We start from the raw sequence: 17024 nt of genomic DNA on the forward strand, positions 1-17024 counted from the left end.
TGCGATGAGTTTAGCCTAAAATAATTAAACAATATATAAAAAGAAGTTTAATAAAAAATATTAGTTTAAAGTTCGTTTTAGAGAGCATTTTTTTGATTAGATAAAAGTTGCTATAATCGCGATAAAAATATAAAAAATGGAGATAAATTTTATGGATGATTCAATACTTGAAGGTGCAGTAAAATTTATGGAAGATGGCTTTTTAGAGCATGAAGAGCTCTTTAAAAGCTTACAACACAAACAAGATCCACACACGCTTTTCATATCATGCGTGGATTCAAGGGTCGTGCCAAATTTGATAACAAACTGCCTGCCAGGCGAGCTTTTTATGGTGCGAAATATCGCAAACATCGTGCCACCTTATAGGGTGAGCGAAGAGTTTTTGGCGACCACTTCGGCGATCGAGTATGCGCTTGAAGTTTTAAACATCAAAAACATCATCATCTGCGGGCACTCTGACTGTGGTGGATGCGCGGCACTTTATGTGGATGAAAAGAAGCTAAAAAATACTCCAAACGTTAGAAACTGGATCAGGCTAATAGAGCCTATCAAGCGAGAAGTGCTTAAATTTACAAGCGATGATCCAGCCAAAATGGCGTGGCTAACCGAGAGGCTAAACGTGATAAATTCGATCGAAAACATAATGACTTATCCAAATGTAAAAGAGGAGTATGAAAGTGGTAAGCTTCAAATTTATGGCTGGCACTACATCATAGAAACTGGCGAAATTTTTAGCTACGATTTAAAAGAGGGCACGTTTAAACTTCTAGCGGACAAAAGAGGCGAAAATGCGTAAATTTCTAACCATCATCCTGCTTTCTTTCATAACTCTTTTTGGCGCTGATAACAACGTAACGCAAGAAGACGATATCATCAGCATAACAAATCAAATTCAAACCCTAAACAGCCAGATAAACATCATAAAATCTCAGCAAAAAGACCTAAACGCTTCAAAGATCGATAACTCAAATTTGATCACTCTTCAAAAGAAAAAGAACGCCCTTTTAGAGAGAATTCCGACCTATGTTATGCAGATCGAAGTCACACAAAGCGATATCAATAAATATAATCTGCAAAAAGAGGCGCTAGAGAAAAAGGTCGCAAGACTTGAGAAGCAGTCAAACAAGGATGCCTACATCCAAAGTGCTATCGAGCTTGAGAAGATGAAGGTAGACTACGCCTACTACTCAGCGCTCATTAGCCTTGAGGAGATATTTAAAAAGGGTGCTAAGGCAAATTCTATAAAAGAAGTGATAGATAATGGACTTTTAAATTTACAGACAAATTCTTATGTAAGTATAAAAGATCTAAAAGACTCACTAAATGACACTTCAGGCTCTTACGACAGCGCCTTTTTTGACCTTGAGCTGAAAAAAGAGAGTGAAGAAGAAATTTTAATCTATCTTAAAAATAACGCCGATCTTCTAAGCTCAAGCATGCTCTTGTCTGAGCTAAATTTAGTCGATGCAGTCGAGTATATAAACAAAACAACAGCCATAAATTCAAGCAAATTTAACATCGGCAAGATCGTTGTTATCGTTGCGATATTTTTATTTTTCGTCTCGCTAACTAGAATTTTAGCCAAGCTCACCTACTGGGTGATGTCACTCGTCGCTTCAGGCGAAGGGGTAAAAGAGGTTAAAAATCAGATCGTTGATATCATCAAAAAGCCGATCTCAGCACTTCTTATCATCTATGCGCTAAATATCTGTATCGGCATTGGATTTTATCCAGTGCCAGTGCCTCTAACGGTAGCAAATATCTTTTCTATCATATATATAGTCGCATTTTCATGGCTTGTCCTCACCATACTAAATGGCTACGGCATCGCTATACTCGACAAGATCGCGCAAAAAAGCAAGCGTAAAGAGGTGATAAACCTAGCGTTAAAAGTGATCTACGTGATCGTGCTGATCATCACACTTTTGCTGATCCTTCAAAAGCTTGGCTTTGATATCTCAGCACTCATTGCCTCACTTGGTATCGGTGGTCTTGCTGTTGCCTTCGCTGCTAAAGACATCATCGCAAACTTCTTTGCATCTGTTATGATGCTCTTTGACAACTCATTTTCACAAGGCGACTGGATAGTTTGTGGCGACATCGAGGGCACGGTCGTTGAGATAGGATTTAGAAAAACAACAGTTAGAAGCTTTGATAACGCCCTTATCTTCGTGCCAAACTCAAAGCTAGCGAGCGATCCTGTTAGAAACTGGACCAGAAGAAAGGTCGGCAGACGCATAAGAATGGTTATTGGCATCGAGTATGGACCAACTACAGAAGAGATCAAAAAATGTGTAAATGACATCAAAAATATGCTGATAAATCACCCAGATATCGCTAAAAGCGAAGATATCGCGGCTAATAAAAGAGGCCTAAAATATAGACAAAACATAGTCTCAGTTGATGACTACGCTGGATATAAGTCAAATTTATTTGTCGTGGTTGATGACTTTGCTGATAGCTCGATAAATATCCTAGTTTATTGTTTTGCCAAAACTATCGTTTGGGGAGAGTTTTTAGATGTAAAACAAGATGTAATGCTAAAAATTATGGATATTTTAAAGCAAAATGGTCTAAATTTTGCATTCCCAAGCCAAAGCTTGTATATCGAAAATATCAAAGATAAAATTTAAGGAGAGAAAAATGAGTGATGATTTTGACTACGAAGAGGTAGAAGAAGACTACTCTGAATTTAACGATGAGGACGAGGATAGTAGCGATAGCTATGACTATAACTACGACGAAAATGACTATAACTATGAAGATAGCGATGAGGATGAGGATAGTTACGACTCGTATTAAAATGGTCTAATTAAATTTAATGGATGAAATTAACGGAGAGAATGCTTGGTACAGGAATTTATAGAGCAAGATAGCTATAAGGCTATCGATGACATTTACAAAACGATATTAAACGTAGCGATAGTAAGTAACGCCTTTGTCTTGATCGTGCTTTGCAGTTTTTACTTTGACTTAACGATCATTTTTATCTGTTTTTTATTTCTTTCTATTAGCACTGCTTTAAGGATTAGATTTAATATCAAATACAGATTTTTAATCTCTGCCATCTTTCAACTAAATGTCATCACCGCAGTTATCGCTGGCGTTGTTGGCATGGGCTGGAGCTCTAATATATGGATAACACTCCTTGGCGTTATCTTTATAAACTACTTTTTGGCTTTTAACCAAAGGCTTCTTACCTACTCTGTCTGCCTTCTTGAGCTATTTGTCCTTTTGTGGCTATATCTTACATATAAAGATAAAGTAGTTGGGATAGACTCCATGGTACAAATAGGCTCAACCTGTATAAGCGTTTTCTTTACTTTTTACTTGGTCTTTAGACTTTCGTTTTTCTCTGATGCGATCACATCTAGTGGCTACAAACAGATCAGCGAAGAGAAAGAGGAGATAGAGAGAATTTCTAAGTATGACTTTTTAACTGGTCTTTTAAATAGACGCTCGATCGAGAGAACACTTAGATATGAGCTAAAAGAGCTTAGAGAAAAAAGCAGTGACGCAAATTTAGTCGTTATGCTAGGAGACATCGATAACTTCAAAAAGATAAATGACACCTACGGACACGACTGGGGCGATAAGGTCTTAAAAGAGATCGCAAGAGCTTTACAAGATACTTTTAGAGAAAATGACCACATTTGTAGGTGGGGTGGAGAGGAATTTCTAGTCATCTTGCCTGAAGTTAAAACTGAAGACGTAAAAAAGGTCGAAACCAGACTTGGCACAAGGATAGCGCAGGTAAAACTGCCTGATAAGAGCTCAGTAACCATGACCTTTGGTCTGGTTCTTTGTGCAAATGGCGTTATAACTGATATCGACACAGTCATAAACAAAGCTGATAAAAAGCTATATGAGGGTAAGAAAAATGGCAAAGACCGCATCGAGTATGAGATCATGAAGGCAAATAAGGACAAAGACAATGCCTAAAATTTCACTTTATATCTCACAAAAGATCATCGTCTTTTCGCTCCTAGCTGTACATACTTTTTACCTAGTTATATTTTGCCTCATGGGCGAAGAAATTTTGGCTGTGGCAAATATCCTATCTGTTAGTATATATCTTTTTGCACTAAAGATACTCTTTGATAGCGAAGAAAACAACAAGATCGTGATGTTTATCTTGCAAGTAGAAATTTTACTTCATGCCTCACTTTGCGTCTTTATCCTTGGACTGGGCTGGGGCTTTGAAATTTTATTTTTAACATCGACAATTAGCCTCTTTTTCTTATCAGTTAGCTTTAAAATGTTAAGCAGACTTATCTCTTTGCTAGATATCGCGGCATTTTTGCTTTTTTATCTAGTGATAGATATACCAGCAAAAGATGATACTTTATATAAAGAGATATTTTTTGTATTTAACCTGACTGCATCTTGCGTGTTTGCCGTCCTAACATCATTTTTGCTAGAGAGCTCAAATTTATTTATATTCTTAGGCATCTTAGAAGAGAAAGAGTCTGCTAAGGCTGTCTTTAACCACGACCCACTAACTGGGCTTTTAAACCGCGCTTCGATGCAACAAATTTTTAGACAAAAGAATTTATTTGACGGCAATGACTTTGCTATCGTGATGTGTGACATCGACAACTTTAAAAAGATAAACGACACCTACGGACACGGAGCAGGCGATGAAGTGCTAAAGAGCCTTTCTAAAATTTTCAAAAACGCTTTTAGAAATGAAGACAGGGTTGCAAGATTTGGCGGCGAGGAATTTCTAGCTGTTATATTTGATGTTAAAAAGGCAAAAGCAGTTAGCATCTTAGAGCGTATCAGAGAGACACTTAATCAAAATGTCGTTGAATTTGAAAACAATAGGATCATAGCGACGATGACATTTGGTGTCGTGGCACATAGTGGCAACACTGAGGTAAATATCGAGCGTATGATCAAGCAAGCTGACGAGCTACTTTACGTTGGTAAGCGAAATGGTAAAAATATCGTTATGAGTGCGGATTATGATCCAAGAGGATAAATTTAGAGGCCTGGGCCTCTAAATTTTAATGTCCATACATTATGTTTGGTAGCCAAAGTGAAATTTGTGGTATATAAGTAACCAAGATAAGACCAAAGAACAAGGTTAGCGTCCATGGCAAGCACGCCATGATAACCTCTTTTAGGTTCATATTTGTAAGACCGCTTGCGACAAATAAATTTAGTCCAACAGGCGGAGTCACCATACCTATCTCCATATTTACAACCAAGATAATACCAAAGTGAATAGGATCAACGCCAAGCTGCGTAGCTATCGGAAGCAAGAGCGGCACCATGATCATGATAACGCTTGAAGGCTCCATAAACTGACCCATGATAAAGAGCAATATATTTACAAATATCAAAAATCCTATCATGCCGATATTTGCGTCAAGTATCATCGAAGCGATCGCTTGCGGGATCTGCTCGCTAGTTAGCAAATAAGCAAAAACAACGGCATTTGCGATGATGAAAAATATCATAGCTGTTGTAAGGGCTGAGTCTAGGCAGATATCCCAAAGATCTTTTATCTTTATATCTCTATAGATAAAAAGTGAGATAAATAGCGCATAGACCGCGCTTGCCGCAGCAGCTTCTGTCGGAGTGAATATGCCTCCATAAATTCCACCAATAACCACAACGACGATTAGAAGTGCCCAAAATGCTTTTGCAAATTTCTGCACTCTTACTTTAAATGGCTCAGCCTTAGTCGCTTTAAAGCCAAGCTTTTTTGCACCGACGTAGGTCTGAGCAAGCATCATGCCACCAAGCATTAGACCTGGCACAACGCCTGCCATAAAGAGCTTACCGATGCTAACCTCTGCCGTTACGCCGTACACGATCATAACAACTGAAGGCGGGATCAAAATTCCAAGCGAGCCAGCCGTAGTTATGCCGCCCACTGCGTACTCTTTTGGATAGCCAGCCTCTTTTATCGCTGCAAACATAATTGAGCCAATAGCCACAACTGTCGCAGGCGAGCTTCCAGAGACTGCAGCAAAGATGATGCAGGCAAATATCGCACTCATAGGAAGACCGCCTGGCAAGTGTCCGACCATAGACTTTGCAAAGTCGATGATACGTCTTGCTGAGCCGCCTTTACTTAGTAAATTTCCAGCCAAGATAAACATAGGGATCGCCATTAGCGAAAATTTATTGATACCATCAAAAATTAGCTGCGGGATCGTAGCGATGTCGATATCTGTAAAAAATATCATCGTTAAAACAGTACTTGTACCTAGCGAAACCGCCACTGGCACGCCTATTAGCATCAGTGCAAAAAGTAGGATAAATAAAAATGCTATTGTCATCTTTTTTCTCCTTAGTCTTTGACTACGCTACCGTGAGCTAGCTCGTGCGCTTCGTTATTTACTACTTGTACTGCAGGTGTAAGAGCCACTTTGATAGCCTTTTCAGCCGAGCGGTAGCTAGCTGTGACGAAGGCTATTGGAAGCACTAGCATAGGGACCCATTGAGGTATGCCAAGGTCTATGATCATCTGCTCGATCTCGTGCAAAATTTTAAGATAATCAACCGAATAAACCGCGATAAATATCAAAAAGGCAGTTGTTAAGATGTGCGAAAAGAGTAAGCACGCCTTTGCAAGCACTGGTGGAAATTTCTCCACCAAGATAGTTACGCTTACGTGGATGCCCTTGTTAAAGCCATACGCTGCGGCAAAAAACGCCGACCAAATGAAGAGGTAGTTTGATAGCTCGCTCGCCCATGACCAGCTTTTATCAAAAAAGTATCTAGCCACGACGTTGGCAAAGGCTAGTAGCGTTCCACTAGCTAGCCCTAAAACGGCGATAGTTTTATTAAGCGAGACTATCAATATATCAAGAGCGTTAATGAAATTCTTCATTATTTTGTCTCGATTGTCTTTTCTATAAGCTCTTTGCCGATGACATCGTAAAATTTAGGATAGATAGCCTGCATAACTTTTTGCCATTCAGCTTTTTGTGCGTCGTCGATCTTGAAAATTTCTAGCTTTTTAGTCTCTGCTATATATTTTTCAAGCTGAGCTATGACGTGAGCGTCCTCTTTAGCTGTCTCTTCTCTCTCGTAAGCTGTAGCTTCGCTTAGAGCTTGTTTTACATTTGCCTTTAGATCATCTGGTAGTTTGTTCCAAAATTTATCACTCATAACAACTAGATAGCCTAGATATCCGTGGTGAGAAAGTGTAAGTGAGCTTTGAACCTCGTGAAATTTAGAGTTATAGAAATTTGAAAGTGGGTTTTCAGTAGCATCAACTACGCCTTGTTGAAGCGCAGAATAAACCTCTGAAAATGGTAGAACTTGTGGGTTGCCACCGATCGCTTTGATCTGCTCTTCAAGTACTTTTGAGCTTTGGATTCTAAATTTTTGTCCTTTTGCATCTTCTGGAGTGAGGATAGGTTTTTTGCTTGAGCTAAAGTGCTTAAATCCAGCATCCCAGTAATCAAGCGCTACAAAGCCCTTCTTAGTCACAAGGCCTTTTAGCTCCTCGCCAACTGCACCGTCTTGAACCTTGTGAAGGTGGTCTGCATCCTTAAAGATGAAAGGTAGGTCAAATAGCTGAAACTGCGGCACGATAGGTGTAAATTTAGAAAAACTTGGAGCTGCCATTTGAACGTTGCCAAGCTTTAGCGCGCCAAAAACTCTATCATCATCAAGTAGCTGAGCTGATGGGAAGACTTGAACTTTTATCTTGCCGCCACTTAGCTCCTCAGCACGCTTTGCAAAAAAGTCAGCCGCCTTGCCCTTTGGCGTAGAAGCTGCGACAACGTGAGCAAATTTGATCGTATAGACCTTATCAGCACCAAATGCTAAGCCACTGATGGCACATGTAAAAAGTAAAGCTTGTAAGAATTTCATCTTTCATCCTTTGTAATAGTTTTGATAGGTGCATTATAAATTTCAAAAATAAAAATTTAGAAATTTTGTTTCATAAATTCACATATCTTTATTTTTATATGTGTATTTTTGTAACATTTTTGATCTAAAATGGATAGTTTTTGCTTTGTAAATTTAACGTAAAAATTTATTTATCATTTTTATAGAGCATATTTGTTACTTTTCTACACATATTTTTATATTATTTTTTACATTTAGAGAAAATTTAAATTTACTTTTTCTCTTTTTACAAAAGCCAAATTTGCTCTTTTTAGGATATAAATTTCACTCTTTTTAACCACAAATTTATAAAGAAAAATTTGCTCATCTTTTATAAATGAAAAAAAGTAGCTTTTATAAAAGCCCTATTTTTTTGGGTTAAATTTTTAAGAGATTTTGTTTGTTAATCTTTTGTGGCTATAATGCGAGATAACAAATTTTATTATTAAGGAATTATTATGTTTGAACTAAGAAAACTTCCGTTTGACGCAAATGCCAATGCAGTAGTAAGTGCTAAGACCTGTGAATACCACTATGGCAAGCACCACGCGACCTATGTTGCAAATTTAAACAATCTCATAAAAGATACAAAATTTGCTGACGCATCATTTTATGAAATCCTAAAAAATAGCGAAGGCGGCCTTTACAACAACGTCGCTCAAGTTTATAACCACGACTTTTACTGGGACTGCATCGCTAAAAAAAGCGAGATGTCTGGCGAGCTAAAAGCTGCGATCGAAGCAAATTTCGCAAACTTTAAAGAGGAATTTTTAAAAGCAGCTACAACGCTTTTTGGCTCAGGCTGGGCGTGGCTTGTATTTGATCCAAGCAGCAAAAAGCTAGAGATCGTGCAAACTAGCAACGCAAAAACTCCAGTGAGCGATGGCAAAGTGCCACTTTTAGTCGTTGATGTTTGGGAGCACGCTTATTACATCGACAACTTCAACGCTCGCCCAAAATACCTAGAGACATTTTATGAGAACATAAACTGGGAATTCGTAAGCCAAGCTTACGAATGGGCGCTAAAAGAGGGTCTTGGCTCAGTTGAGTTTTACACAAAAGAGCTACATAAATAATATCTGGCGGGATCTCCCCGCCTTTAAATTTCTACTTTTATTCAAATTTAACTATCAAATTTATCATTTTAAACGAGAGCGTAAATTCCCACTTTAGCAAATGACCTTTTTATAAATTTACAACCAGCATAAGCTAGCTCATCTTTAAATTTCTGTTTTTATATAAACTTTAAAATCATCAAATTTATTAGCAAAATCACTTTTTGAAAGATATCAAATTCTCGTTTTGGCAAGCAGCTTCTTTTAAATTTAACGCTAGTGCGAGATATCTCGCTTTCAAGTTGATAAATTTAGCAGCAACGGGTGCGATATTTACTATTTCAAAAAGGGCAAAATGTTTCTTATGGCGGTCTGTTCTATTTTGATAAGCGACTTTTTCTAAGTTTAAAAGTCAGCGCAACTATCTCACCTTTAAATTTATGTTTTTCCAAATTTAAACTACTAAATTTATGAGCGAAAGCTACTTAATTCCCAAACGCGACCAAGACACTCCTTTAACGCACTAGCGCATGCTGGAGAGATACCAAAAATAGCAAAAAACTGGCTTTACTACCTGCCCTATTACGACCAAATAACTTCCTGCTTAAATTTAAGGCTGTCAAAGAACCAACGTAGGCTATCCAACCTTAAATTTATCAGCAAAATTTTTAAAAGTGGAGGCAATATCTGCTACTCTAAAATATCCCAAGTAGTTTTTTGTATCAAGCAAAGGCGGCTTAAATTCCAAAGCCACCCAGCCAAAATTTATCTTTTTGAAGTATATAAATTTATACCATTTTGCAAGCGTTTTAGCCCTTCAAGCACCCTCTCACGCTGCGTTGCGATATTCATACGAAGGAAAAATCTATCTCCTCTGTAAGCGTTGCCGTCATTTAGCCAAAGTCCAGCTTTATCACGCAAGAAATTCATAAACTCACTCGAATCCTCGCAAAACGCACTGCAGTCAAGCCACAAAAGATAGGTCGCGCTCGATGGCAAAAGCTTCACTGGTAAGCCTTGTTCTTTTATGAAGTTTGCGACGATGTTTTTGTTTTCAAAAAGATACTCTCTAAGCTCATCAAGCCACGCCTCGCCCTCGTTAAAAGCGGCGATTGCGGCGATGATCGCAAAGGCATTTGCCTCGCCGACCTCATCGTAGTTGATAGCAGCATTTAGTCTTGCTCTGATCTTTTCATTTGGCGTGACGACGGCTGAGCTTTGAAGGCCAGCTATGTTAAAGGCCTTTGTTGGCGAGATGCACGTGATGGAGTTGTTTTTGCACTCCTCGCTCACGCTGATAAATGGCACGTAGTTTAGTCCTGGATCAGTTATGTCGCAGTGAATTTCATCGCTGATAACCAAAACATCGTGCTTGTAGCAAAGCTCGCCTATCTTTTTAAGCGTCTCTTTGTCCCAAATTTTGCCTATTGGATTGTGAGGATTACATAGAAGCATCATGGTAGTTAGCGGCTGAGCTAGCTTTGCCTCGAGGTCGTCAAAGTCGATCTCGTAAGAGCCATTTTTATAAACAAGGTCATTTGATAAAATTTCACGGCCGTTGTTTTTTATGCAGTTAAAAAAGACGTGATAGACGGGCGCTTGCACTAAGATTTGATCTCCTGGGCTGCTAAATCTCCTAATAGCAGTCGAGATGGCCGGTATGACACCAGTGCAAAAGCACATCCACTCGTTCTCTAAGCTCACGTTGTGACGTCTTTGCCACCAGCTCTTTATCGCCTCGTTCCACTCTTTTGGGATGAACGAGTAGCCAAAGACGCCGTTATCAAGGCGCTTTTGCAAGACACTTAAGATCTCAGGTGCGGCCTTAAAGTCCATATCTGCAACCCACATCGGCAAAACGTCATTTTTCATACGCCATTTTGATGAGTTTGTGCCTTCTCTGCTTACTAATGTGTCAAAATCGTACTTCATAGCTTTTCCTTAAATAAAATTTTAAATCAATTATAACCCAAAAGATACTAAGATGATTTAAAAATTTAATACCCAAAAAGGAAAAATGATGAAACTAGCTCAGGCTCTCATCCTAAGATCTGACACGCAAAAGCGTATCGAACAGCTAAAAGTTAGGCTACTTAGCAACGCAAAAACGCAGGAAAATGAAAGTCCAAGCGAGGATCCAAAGCTTCTTTTAAAAGAGCTTGACAAGCTAACAAGCGAGCTTTTTAGGCTCATTTGCTCTATAAATTTAACAAACTCAAGTGCTAAATTTGATGGCATGAGCCTAACTGAGATGATCGCTAAAAAGGACGCTTTGACGCTAAAAGCAAACGTGCTTAGGGAGTTTGCAACGAGTGCTAGTCAAAAGGTCGATCTTTACTCAAATAGCGAGATCAAAATTTTAAGCACAGTCGATGTTAGCGCGCTTCAAAAGCAAGTGGATGCGCTTTCAAAAGAGATCAGAGAGCTTGAGATGAAGCTTCAGGAGGCAAACTGGTCGGTTGATCTAGTAGAGTAAAATTTATGGTAAAAATTTAGCCAAAAGCGAGTAAAAAACCATACATTGGCGGCTTGCGAAGACCAGGCAAAAGCTTAAATTTAGTCTTAGCAATCTTACAAATGTAATTTTAAAAAGCACTTTTACTACCACTTACTGGTTTGGCTATATTTTGGGTGGGTTTGGGGAAAATTAATCTTTATCATGTAAAATTTCGTAAAATTTTAAAAAGGAAATTTATGAAACTAGATACTCTCATCGTAAAAGGCATCGAAGCTAAAAACAACCCAAACAAAGCGGTCGTTCCTCCAGTATTTTTAGCTAGCACCTTCGTGCAAGATGACCTTGAAAATTTTCAAGAATTTGCCTACTCACGTGGCAACAACCCTACAAAAAAAGCATTTGATGAAATTTTTGCTAAAGTCGAAGGTAGCAAATACGCATTTAGTTTTGGCTCAGGCATGGCAGCAACAGCAGCCGCACTTAGCCTTATAAAAACGGGGCAAAAAGTCCTGCTAAATAGCAACGTCTATGGTGGCACATATAGGTATGTCACGACTGTTTTTGAAAGCCACGGCATAAAGAGCGAATTTATAGATGATCTAAATTTTTTAAGCGAAGACGACATAAGCGACGACGTGGCAGCTATATTCATCGAAACTCCCTCAAACCCTCTCTTAAGAGTGACTGATATCGCTAAGATCTCAAAGATCGCTCACAAAAAGGGCGCTCTAGTCATCGTGGATAATACATTTTTGACGCCTTACTATCAAAAAGTGCTTGAGCACGGAGCTGACATCGTGGTATATAGCGCTACAAAGTATATCGGCGGACACGCTGACGTGATCGCTGGTATCGTCACGCTAAACGATGATGCTTTGGCTGAAAAGATCAAATTTGCTAAAAACACGCTTGGTGGCATCATCAGTCCGATGGACGCATACTACCTAATACGTGGGCTTAAAACGCTTAGCGTTAGGTTTGACAGGCAAACGCAAAACACACATAAAATCATCAAATTTTTAGAGAATAATGACGCCGTTAGCGTGGTGCATTTCCCTGGCTCATACAGCGAGCAAGAGGCCAAGATGCAAGCGGCTCAAGCAAGTGATATCGGCGCACTTATCTCATTTGAGCTTGATGAAAAATATGATGTAAATAAATTTGTAAAAGCGCTAGAAATTTTTGATCTAGCAGTGAGCCTTGGTGGCGTAGAGAGCCTTATCTGCAGGCCTGCTACGATGACGCACGAGGCATATCCAAAAGAGGTGCTAGATAAGATCGGCATAAAGCAAAATTTGCTTCGTCTAGCCATCGGCATCGAAAATGTCGATGATCTAATAGCCGACCTTGATCAAGCGTTTAAAAAAGCTAAAAGATAAGGAGAAATCATGGCAACTACAAAATTTAAAGGCAGTGATGTAAATTTAAGCGGAAACGAGCTATTTGTCGGCTCTTATGCACCTGAAGCAAGAGTGGTCGCGCAAGATCTTAGCGAATTTAGCGTGGGTGGAAACAACGGCATCGAGGTGCTCGTCTGCTTGCCTTCACTTGATACTGGCGTTTGCGCAGCAGAGGCTCGTAAATTTAACGAAAAAGTAGCTGGCAAACACGGCATTAGACTTAGCATCATCTCAAACGACCTGCCATTTGCGATGGGGAGATTTTGCACGACTGAGGGCATAGCAAATTTGCGCGTGGGAAGCGACTTTAGATACGGCGAATTTGCCCAAAACTACGGCATGCTGATGAGCGATGGGGCGCTAAAAGGCTTGCTTGCAAGAGCGGTCTTTGTCATCAAAGATGGCGTCATCATCCACAAACAAATCGTCCCAGAAGTGACAGAAGAGCCAAACTACGACGCAGTTTTTGACGCGATAAAACAAAGCGGCGGATGTGGTTGTGGCTGCGGCTGCCATTAAAATTTACTATGCAAATAGCCCAGCTATGATGGCAAAGAGCTGACTACCTGCCACCACTAGCTCGCCAACCTCTTTTACATCTCTTAAAACTGGCCTTATAGAGGCTAGTTTTAGGCTTGATTTTTCTTTTATTTGTTCGCTTTTCTTTGGCAAGTCTTGCGTGATGCTTGCGTATTTTTTAATAACCTCTATCACCTGCCTTATCTCATCTGGCAAATTTTCATCCAACTTTTTAGGCAGCGAGATGTATAAATTTTCACGGCTTCTAGTTAGCAAGACATAAATTTTTCTATAAAAAAGCTCCCTTTCATTTTTATATATGGTCTGCAAAAACGGCAAAAAGTTGTGGATGATGACATTTTGCGCCTCAAGACCCTTGATCGACTGAATAGTCAAAACCTCTACATTTTTACCCTCTGGTAAGACGCTCTCTTTTATGGCATTTACAGCGACCTTGCTATTACTTAAAACGACACTTGTTTCGCTATCTGGTAAGGCTTTTATGCACTTTTTAAGCTCCGCAAATTCATCAAGCTCAGCCACTTTTATGCTGCCATCTTGCAAGATGCACTGGATGTCTGAGATGAAGTCTTGATTTAGATAAAAGCTCTTTTTGTAGTAGTCATTTATCGCTGAATCCTTTTGCAAGATCTCAAATGCGCACCTAGCGATGTTTGAAGGTGTTCGGTAGACGTTTTTTAGGTTTTTCACGCGCCCTCTCATGTCGATACGCTCAAATTTTGGATGGTGAAAGATATCGGCGATGTTGTTCATCGTGTATGTGTAAAATTTCTGCGCCTCGTCGATGAAAAATATACAGTCCTTGATCTCTTCGTAGATGACACGCATAAAGCCAGCTGGCATGTCCTGAGTCTCGTCACAAAGGACGTAGTCGATCGGATGCTTTGCAAGGTGGGCTTTAAATTTCGCTCTAAACTCTGCAAGTGCCTCGTCGGTTTCGTAAGTTTGATACTTTTGGCTGATATTTGTATTTTCATCCATGCCAAGCTTTGCCTCGTCAAATTCTATGCGTTTTAGCAGCGAGATGATCGGATAAACGGCGATATTTTTGTTTATAAATTTATCGCCAAAGCTTGATTTGATATTTTGGGCCAAATTTTTATTAAAACAAAGCACGAGAAATTTCTCATTTTCGTCACGCTCAAGCCTATTTGCGACAAAATTTGCAAGTATCATCGTCTTGCCAGTGCCTGCAACGCCTCTGATCACGCGAAAACCGCCGGTGTAGCCATTCATGATACTAAGCTGCTTGTGGTCAAAAAACATCACCTCATCTTTCGTGATTATCGGGATTATCTTTTGTTTTAGCCTGCTTTGATTGACAAGCATTTCTGAAATTTTAAGAAACTCTTTTTTGTTTGGTAGCGTGCTTATAGAGGAGTTAAAAAATTTAGCAAAGATATCCTCATCTGTTAGATCGTCCTTGAAAAAGGTGTGATTTTTTAAATTTAGATAGCTTGGATTTTTGGCGTAAAATTTACTAGCCTCGGCCTTGCTAATGGAGGGGAAAATAACCCTGTATTCGACATTTATAGGCACTTTTTTGAGTTCTGACTCTATCTTTGTAAGAAGCATTCTTTGATAAATTTTTACCTGTTCGTAGGGGTTATTTTCGTCTAGTTGCTCAAGATCATCCCAGTTTTTCACCTCGATGACGTAAATTCCAAGCACTGGATGGAGCAAAAGCAGGTCGATCTCTCTAGATGAGCCAGCAGGATCGTCAATGCTCGCCTTTGGATGAGATAGTAGTTTTCATCGCCTTTTTGGTTTAAAATTTTACCGATAGCCTCGAGCACATCGGCCTCACCCTGCTCACCTTTAAATATCTTACTAAAAATGCTTTTTATGTTCATAAACCACTCCTTTAAATTTTTAACAACTTTGCTATTTTATAAATTTTAATCTTAGAGTTTAAAACCGTACATTGTTAGAATTTAGTTTTAGACTAAATTTAAGCCTTACGGGTGAATTTAAAATGAATTTTTATGGTAAAAATACAAATTTATAAACTGAAGAAATAAGAAAATAATTGAAAAATTAAAAAAGTGATTTTAAATTTGAAGTGGCCGGGAGATAGGGATTCGAACCCCAGGAGGCTTTCACACCTCAACGGTTTTCAAGACCGCCGCTTTCGACCGCTCAGCCATCTCCCGATTAAAGATTTGTGATTATAGCCAACTTTGCTTAAAATTTGCTATAACCACTAAGAATTATTCTGTTTTTTCTTTGACGTAACTAGCGCCGCTATTAACCTTTTCTTTAGTCCATTCTTTAGCATTATGCGTATCTTCTTTTACGCCGTGCCAAGTGTTTGAACAACCTACCGCAAAAAATGCCATGCATACTATTAAAAGCAATTTTTTCATTGTTATCCCTTTATGTAGTTATTTTTGAAGTTGGAGGCGACACCCGGATTCGAACCGGGGATCAAAGCTTTGCAGGCTCATGCCTTACCACTTGGCCATGTCGCCGTTTTGGTGGTGCCCGAGACCGGACTTGAACCGGTACAGTAAAAACTACCGAGGGATTTTAAGTCCCTTGCGTCTACCATTCCGCCACTCGGGCAAAATTTAATGGAGCGGGAAACGAGATTCGAACTCGCGACCCCAACCTTGGCAAGGTTGTGCTCTACCCCTGAGCTATTCCCGCATTAAAGATTGCAATGTTACCCAAAAGTTGCTTAAAAATTTATTTTATAAAAACGACTTTCAAAAAAATGTAAGCCATAAAAAGATAAAATACCAAATCTTTTGGGGTTATAGCTCAGCTGGGAGAGCGCTTGAATGGCATTCAAGAGGTCGGCGGTTCGATCCCGCTTAACTCCACCATGAATTTAATCTCTTTTTTGCTAACAAATATTTTCACGTTTTTCATGAAATTTTACGTCAAATATATGTAAAAATTTAGAATTCTTTCGCTACATTAACAAAATGCAAAATTTAAAACAATATGTAAATGAAATTTTAAAAGATCATAACGACGAGCGTGTTTTTAGCTTTGAATTTGATGGGCAAAAATTTTGGTTAAAACGCATTGAAAAGAGCATCGAAGGCAGCTTTTTAACTAAAATTTTTAAACCAAACCCTTATAAATCTTTTGCTGCCGAGATAAAAAAGCTTGAAATTTTAAACGAGGCAAATGCCCCTGCTCCAAAACTCGTGCTAAAAAGTGATGAATTTTTCGTTATAGAAGATGTTGGTGAGCCAGTTGCTAGGCTATTTAAATATAGCACCGATGAAAAATTTAAGCATAAAATTTTACTAAAAGTAGCCCGTGCATTAGCTGGACTTCACGCACTAAATTTCGCGCATGGACGCCCAGCACTTAGGGATATTGCCATAAAAAATGACGAGATAAAATTTCTTGATTTTGAGTCAAAATTTTTTAGCGATGATCTAGAGCTTAGAAAGTGTCGTGATCTGCTAGTTTTCATCCACGAGCTCTACCGACAAAAAATTTCAAACGAGCTTGTAAAGGAGGCGATTGATGAGTACATTAAGGCTAATGGCAGCGAAATTTACGAGCACTCTTTGCGCTTAATAGTGAAATTTAAACCACTTTACTACCTGCTAAGGCCGTTTAAATTTTTAGACAAAAAAGATCTAAATGCAGCTATTTCAACATTTGAGCTTCTTTTGCCAGCCGCAAAATCCAAAATCACATCCAGATAACTAAAAAATAATCTTATAAATTTTATCTCTCCTTAACAAAAAA

Annotated in this window: 17 protein-coding genes and 5 tRNA genes; 11 read left to right on the forward strand and 11 right to left on the reverse strand. The window is 39.0% G+C overall.

Features of this window, described 5'->3' with window-relative positions; all coding sequences use genetic code 11:
- Positions 1–151: 151 nt before the first annotated feature.
- Genes CVT08_RS09510 through CVT08_RS09530 form a run of 5 tightly spaced genes read left to right on the forward strand, consistent with a single transcriptional unit; the run spans position 152 to position 4984 of the window.
- Positions 152–796, forward strand: coding sequence for a carbonic anhydrase (locus CVT08_RS09510; protein WP_021086289.1), 645 nt, complete (start codon positions 152–154; stop codon positions 794–796).
- The gene (locus tag CVT08_RS09515) at positions 789–2633 is read left to right on the forward strand and encodes a mechanosensitive ion channel domain-containing protein (RefSeq protein WP_107856719.1); all 1845 of its coding nucleotides are present in this window, start codon (positions 789–791) and stop codon (positions 2631–2633) included. The genes CVT08_RS09510 and CVT08_RS09515 overlap by 8 nt, the downstream gene beginning before the upstream one ends.
- Positions 2634–2643: 10 nt before the next feature.
- Entirely contained in the window at positions 2644–2802 is a 159-nt protein-coding gene (locus tag CVT08_RS09520) for a hypothetical protein (RefSeq protein ID WP_002941615.1), read from the forward strand.
- Positions 2803–2847: 45 nt separating this feature from the next.
- On the forward strand, positions 2848–3942 hold the full coding sequence (locus CVT08_RS09525; protein ID WP_103557782.1) for a GGDEF domain-containing protein: 1095 nt from the start codon (positions 2848–2850) through the stop codon (positions 3940–3942).
- Entirely contained in the window at positions 3935–4984 is a 1050-nt protein-coding gene (locus CVT08_RS09530) for a GGDEF domain-containing protein (protein WP_107856718.1), read from the forward strand. Before CVT08_RS09525 ends, CVT08_RS09530 begins: the two co-directional genes overlap by 8 nt.
- Positions 4985–5009: 25 nt before the next feature.
- On the opposite strand, the gene CVT08_RS09535 is transcribed toward CVT08_RS09530, so the two are convergent.
- The 3 genes from CVT08_RS09535 to CVT08_RS09545 are packed head-to-tail and all read right to left on the reverse strand — an operon-like array spanning position 5010 to position 7839.
- Complete coding sequence (locus tag CVT08_RS09535; RefSeq protein WP_107856717.1) at positions 5010–6293, reverse strand: TRAP transporter large permease; 1284 nt, start codon at positions 6291–6293, stop codon at positions 5010–5012.
- An 11-nt stretch (positions 6294–6304) separates the two neighbouring features.
- A complete protein-coding gene (locus CVT08_RS09540; protein ID WP_107856716.1) occupies positions 6305–6847 on the reverse strand; it encodes a TRAP transporter small permease in 543 nt (180 codons plus the stop codon).
- Positions 6847–7839, reverse strand: coding sequence for a DctP family TRAP transporter solute-binding subunit (locus CVT08_RS09545; RefSeq protein WP_021089263.1), 993 nt, complete (start codon positions 7837–7839; stop codon positions 6847–6849). Before CVT08_RS09545 ends, CVT08_RS09540 begins: the two co-directional genes overlap by 1 nt.
- Before the next feature lie 476 nt (positions 7840–8315).
- Here CVT08_RS09545 and sodB point away from each other — a divergent pair, with 476 nt between their 5' ends.
- A complete protein-coding gene (gene sodB, locus CVT08_RS09550) occupies positions 8316–8933 on the forward strand; it encodes a superoxide dismutase [Fe] (protein ID WP_103557778.1) in 618 nt (205 codons plus the stop codon).
- A gap of 744 nt (positions 8934–9677) precedes the next feature.
- On the opposite strand, the gene CVT08_RS09555 is transcribed toward sodB, so the two are convergent.
- Positions 9678–10844 carry a MalY/PatB family protein gene (locus CVT08_RS09555; RefSeq protein ID WP_107856541.1) on the reverse strand — a complete coding sequence of 389 codons (1167 nt, stop codon included), beginning with the start codon at positions 10842–10844 and terminating at the stop codon, positions 9678–9680.
- An 88-nt stretch (positions 10845–10932) separates the two neighbouring features.
- Between CVT08_RS09555 and CVT08_RS09560 the strand changes: the two genes are divergently transcribed.
- From CVT08_RS09560 to tpx, 3 genes are all read left to right on the forward strand, one after another.
- Positions 10933–11388 carry a DIP1984 family protein gene (locus CVT08_RS09560; RefSeq protein WP_021089206.1) on the forward strand — a complete coding sequence of 152 codons (456 nt, stop codon included), beginning with the start codon at positions 10933–10935 and terminating at the stop codon, positions 11386–11388.
- Positions 11389–11606: 218 nt separating this feature from the next.
- A complete protein-coding gene (locus tag CVT08_RS09565) occupies positions 11607–12749 on the forward strand; it encodes a trans-sulfuration enzyme family protein (protein WP_107856542.1) in 1143 nt (380 codons plus the stop codon).
- 9 nt (positions 12750–12758) lie between these two features.
- On the forward strand, positions 12759–13289 hold the full coding sequence (gene tpx / locus CVT08_RS09570) for a thiol peroxidase (RefSeq protein WP_107856543.1): 531 nt from the start codon (positions 12759–12761) through the stop codon (positions 13287–13289).
- A gap of 6 nt (positions 13290–13295) precedes the next feature.
- Here the strand turns inward: tpx and CVT08_RS09575 are convergent, their stop codons facing one another.
- From CVT08_RS09575 to CVT08_RS09600, 7 genes are all read right to left on the reverse strand, one after another.
- Positions 13296–14993 (reverse strand): nuclease-related domain-containing DEAD/DEAH box helicase, encoded by a 1698-nt coding sequence (locus tag CVT08_RS09575; RefSeq protein WP_230855933.1) that lies wholly within the window; start codon positions 14991–14993, stop codon positions 13296–13298.
- Entirely contained in the window at positions 14954–15163 is a 210-nt protein-coding gene (locus CVT08_RS10285) for a hypothetical protein (protein WP_230855934.1), read from the reverse strand. The genes CVT08_RS09575 and CVT08_RS10285 overlap by 40 nt, the downstream gene beginning before the upstream one ends.
- A gap of 210 nt (positions 15164–15373) precedes the next feature.
- Positions 15374–15463, reverse strand: a tRNA-Ser gene (locus tag CVT08_RS09580).
- A gap of 57 nt (positions 15464–15520) precedes the next feature.
- Positions 15521–15676 carry a hypothetical protein gene (locus tag CVT08_RS09585; protein WP_009295236.1) on the reverse strand — a complete coding sequence of 52 codons (156 nt, stop codon included), beginning with the start codon at positions 15674–15676 and terminating at the stop codon, positions 15521–15523.
- A gap of 31 nt (positions 15677–15707) precedes the next feature.
- Positions 15708–15781, reverse strand: a tRNA-Cys gene (locus tag CVT08_RS09590).
- A 7-nt stretch (positions 15782–15788) separates the two neighbouring features.
- Positions 15789–15875, reverse strand: a tRNA-Leu gene (locus CVT08_RS09595).
- Between the two features lie 9 nt (positions 15876–15884).
- A tRNA-Gly gene (locus CVT08_RS09600) sits at positions 15885–15959 on the reverse strand.
- Positions 15960–16062: 103 nt separating this feature from the next.
- Between CVT08_RS09600 and CVT08_RS09605 the strand changes: the two genes are divergently transcribed.
- Together CVT08_RS09605 and CVT08_RS09610 are read left to right on the forward strand one after the other, a co-directional pair.
- Positions 16063–16138: transfer RNA gene (locus CVT08_RS09605), tRNA-Ala, on the forward strand.
- A gap of 102 nt (positions 16139–16240) precedes the next feature.
- Positions 16241–16981 carry a spore coat protein gene (locus CVT08_RS09610; RefSeq protein WP_107856544.1) on the forward strand — a complete coding sequence of 247 codons (741 nt, stop codon included), beginning with the start codon at positions 16241–16243 and terminating at the stop codon, positions 16979–16981.
- The last annotated feature ends 43 nt before the right edge of the window (positions 16982–17024 follow it).

Origin of the sequence: Campylobacter concisus (assembly GCF_003048835.2) — a bacterium.
GTDB classification, from domain to species: Bacteria; Campylobacterota; Campylobacteria; order Campylobacterales; family Campylobacteraceae; genus Campylobacter_A; species Campylobacter_A concisus_D.

What these genes read in the sequence shown, in the direction of transcription:
- CVT08_RS09510 (WP_021086289.1), top strand. Translation starts at nt 152, where the DNA reads ATGGATGATTCAATACTTGAAGGTGCAGTAAAATTTATGGAAGATGGC.
- CVT08_RS09515 (WP_107856719.1), top strand. Translation starts at nt 789, where the DNA reads ATGCGTAAATTTCTAACCATCATCCTGCTTTCTTTCATAACTCTTTTT.
- CVT08_RS09520 (WP_002941615.1), top strand. Translation starts at nt 2,644, where the DNA reads ATGAGTGATGATTTTGACTACGAAGAGGTAGAAGAAGACTACTCTGAA.
- CVT08_RS09530 (WP_107856718.1), top strand. Translation starts at nt 3,935, where the DNA reads ATGCCTAAAATTTCACTTTATATCTCACAAAAGATCATCGTCTTTTCG.
- CVT08_RS09535 (WP_107856717.1), bottom strand. Translation starts at nt 6,293, where the DNA reads ATGACAATAGCATTTTTATTTATCCTACTTTTTGCACTGATGCTAATA.
- CVT08_RS09540 (WP_107856716.1), bottom strand. Translation starts at nt 6,847, where the DNA reads ATGAAGAATTTCATTAACGCTCTTGATATATTGATAGTCTCGCTTAAT.
- CVT08_RS09545 (WP_021089263.1), bottom strand. Translation starts at nt 7,839, where the DNA reads ATGAAATTCTTACAAGCTTTACTTTTTACATGTGCCATCAGTGGCTTA.
- sodB (WP_103557778.1), top strand. Translation starts at nt 8,316, where the DNA reads ATGTTTGAACTAAGAAAACTTCCGTTTGACGCAAATGCCAATGCAGTA.
- CVT08_RS09555 (WP_107856541.1), bottom strand. Translation starts at nt 10,844, where the DNA reads ATGAAGTACGATTTTGACACATTAGTAAGCAGAGAAGGCACAAACTCA.
- CVT08_RS09560 (WP_021089206.1), top strand. Translation starts at nt 10,933, where the DNA reads ATGAAACTAGCTCAGGCTCTCATCCTAAGATCTGACACGCAAAAGCGT.
- CVT08_RS09565 (WP_107856542.1), top strand. Translation starts at nt 11,607, where the DNA reads ATGAAACTAGATACTCTCATCGTAAAAGGCATCGAAGCTAAAAACAAC.
- tpx (WP_107856543.1), top strand. Translation starts at nt 12,759, where the DNA reads ATGGCAACTACAAAATTTAAAGGCAGTGATGTAAATTTAAGCGGAAAC.
- CVT08_RS10285 (WP_230855934.1), bottom strand. Translation starts at nt 15,163, where the DNA reads ATGAACATAAAAAGCATTTTTAGTAAGATATTTAAAGGTGAGCAGGGT.
- CVT08_RS09585 (WP_009295236.1), bottom strand. Translation starts at nt 15,676, where the DNA reads ATGAAAAAATTGCTTTTAATAGTATGCATGGCATTTTTTGCGGTAGGT.
- CVT08_RS09610 (WP_107856544.1), top strand. Translation starts at nt 16,241, where the DNA reads ATGCAAAATTTAAAACAATATGTAAATGAAATTTTAAAAGATCATAAC.